Annotated in this window: 2 protein-coding genes and 1 pseudogene; 2 read left to right on the forward strand and 1 reads right to left on the reverse strand. The window is 62.8% G+C overall.

The window, feature by feature from the left end:
* Positions 1 to 86: 86 nt before the first annotated feature.
* Positions 87 to 662, forward strand: a pseudogene (locus DN824_RS22330) (recombinase family protein); the annotation flags it as partial.
* 303 nt (positions 663 to 965) lie between these two features.
* On the opposite strand, the gene DN824_RS22335 reads toward DN824_RS22330, so the two are convergent.
* A complete protein-coding gene (locus tag DN824_RS22335; protein WP_000414383.1) occupies positions 966 to 1,400 on the reverse strand; it encodes a mercury resistance transcriptional regulator MerR in 435 nt (144 codons plus the stop codon).
* Positions 1,401 to 1,471: 71 nt separating this feature from the next.
* On the opposite strand from DN824_RS22335, the gene DN824_RS22340 reads away from it, so the two are divergent.
* Complete coding sequence (locus DN824_RS22340; protein ID WP_001294666.1) at positions 1,472 to 1,822, forward strand: mercuric transport protein MerT; 351 nt, start codon at positions 1,472 to 1,474, stop codon at positions 1,820 to 1,822.
* Positions 1,823 to 1,856 lie beyond the last annotated feature (34 nt).

Here is a 1,856-nt window from a genome sequence, read left to right on the forward strand (position 1 = left end):
ACCCTGCCCTTTCCCTGGCGTTTTTTGTCGCGTGTTTTAGTTGCATGAAATAGAATACTTGCGACTAGAACCGGAGACATTACGCCATGAAAGACAAGAGCGCCGCCGCTGGCCTGCTGCTGGGATATGCCCGCGTCAGCACCGACGACCAGGACTTGACCAACCAACGCGCCGAGCTGCACGCCGCAGGCTGCACGCGCATCTTTGCCGAGAAGATCACCGGCACCAGGCGCGACAGGCCCGAGCTGGCCCGCGTGCTCGATCACTTGCGCCCTGGCGATGTTGTGACTGTGACCAGGCTTGACCGCCTGGCCCGCAGCACCCGCGACCTGCTGGACATTGCCGAGCGTATCCAGGCGGTCGGCGCGGGTTTGCGCAGCCTGGCCGAGCCGTGGGCCGACACCACCACCCCGGCCGGCCGCATGGTTCTGACCGTGTTTGCCGGCATCGCCGAGTTCGAGCGTTCCCTAATCATCGACCGCACCAGGAACGGCCGGGAAGCGGCCAAGGCCCGAGGCGTGAAGTTCGGCCCGCGCCCTACCCTCACCCCGGCGCAGATCGAGCACGCCCGCGAGCTGATCGACCGTGACGGCCGGACGGTGAAGGAAGCGGCCGAGCTGCTGGCCGTGCATCGTTCGACCCTTTACCGGGCGCTGGCGCGTGGCGAGGAAGTGACAAAGACCGAGGCCCGCCGACGTGGTGCGTTCGCCGAGGACGCATTGAGCGAAGCCGACGCCCTGGCGGCCGTCGATGATGAACGCCAGGAAGAAGGCCCCGCGTTCCTCGATGGCGACGGCCCGGCCGCCGACCTGCCGCCGCCGCCGTATCGAACGCAGAGCCTGCCGCAAATCCTGGCGGCCCTCCCCGATGACGAGCTGGCGAGCTGGCCCGGTGAGCTGGCCGACCAGGAGGGGGTCGTCTCAGAAAACGGAAAATAAAGCACGCTAAGGCGTAACTACCCTCGGCTACACCGCGTCGGCACCACGCGGCTCTTTCTCCCCTTGCAGCGAAGCAATCAGCGGGCAAGAAACGTTCCCTTGCCGCGCATGGCAGGCGAACACAAGTTCGGATAGCACGGTTTCCATGCGCGCCAGGTCGGTCATTTTTTCGCGCACGTCCTGAAGCTTGTGCTCGGCCAGGCTGCTGGCTTCCTCGCAGTGGGTGCCGTCATCCAGCCTCAGCAGCTCTGCGATCTCGTCGAGGCTGAATCCGAGCCGCTGGGCTGATTTCACGAAGCGCACCCGCGTCACATCCGCCTCGCCATAGCGGCGGATGCTGCCATAGGGCTTGTCCGGCTCCGGCAACAAGCCCTTGCGCTGATAGAACCGGATTGTTTCCACGTTGACCCCGGCCGCCTTGGCGAAAACGCCAATAGTCAGATTCTCCAAATTTTTTTCCATATCGCTTGACTCCGTACATTGGTACGGAAGTAAGCTTAAGCTATCCAATCCAGATTTGAAAGGACAAGCGTATGTCTGAACCTCAAAACGGGCGCGGGGCGCTCTTCACTGGCGGGCTAGCCGCCATCCTCGCCTCGGCTTGCTGCCTGGGGCCGCTGGTTCTGATCGCCCTGGGGTTCAGCGGCGCTTGGATCGGCAACTTGACGGTGTTGGAACCTTATCGCCCGATCTTCATCGGCGCGGCGTTGGTGGCGCTGTTTTTCGCCTGGCGGCGCATCTACCGACCGGCGCAAGCCTGCAAACCAGGGGATGTGTGTGCGATTCCCCAAGTGCGCGCTACTTACAAGCTCATTTTCTGGGTCGTGGCCGCGCTGGTTCTGGTCGCGCTCGGATTTCCCTACGTCATGCCATTTTTCTATTAATCACAGGAGTTCATCATGAAAAAACTGTTTGCCT

Source organism: Stutzerimonas nosocomialis, from assembly GCF_005876855.1.
Lineage (GTDB): Bacteria > Pseudomonadota > Gammaproteobacteria > Pseudomonadales > Pseudomonadaceae > Stutzerimonas > Stutzerimonas nosocomialis.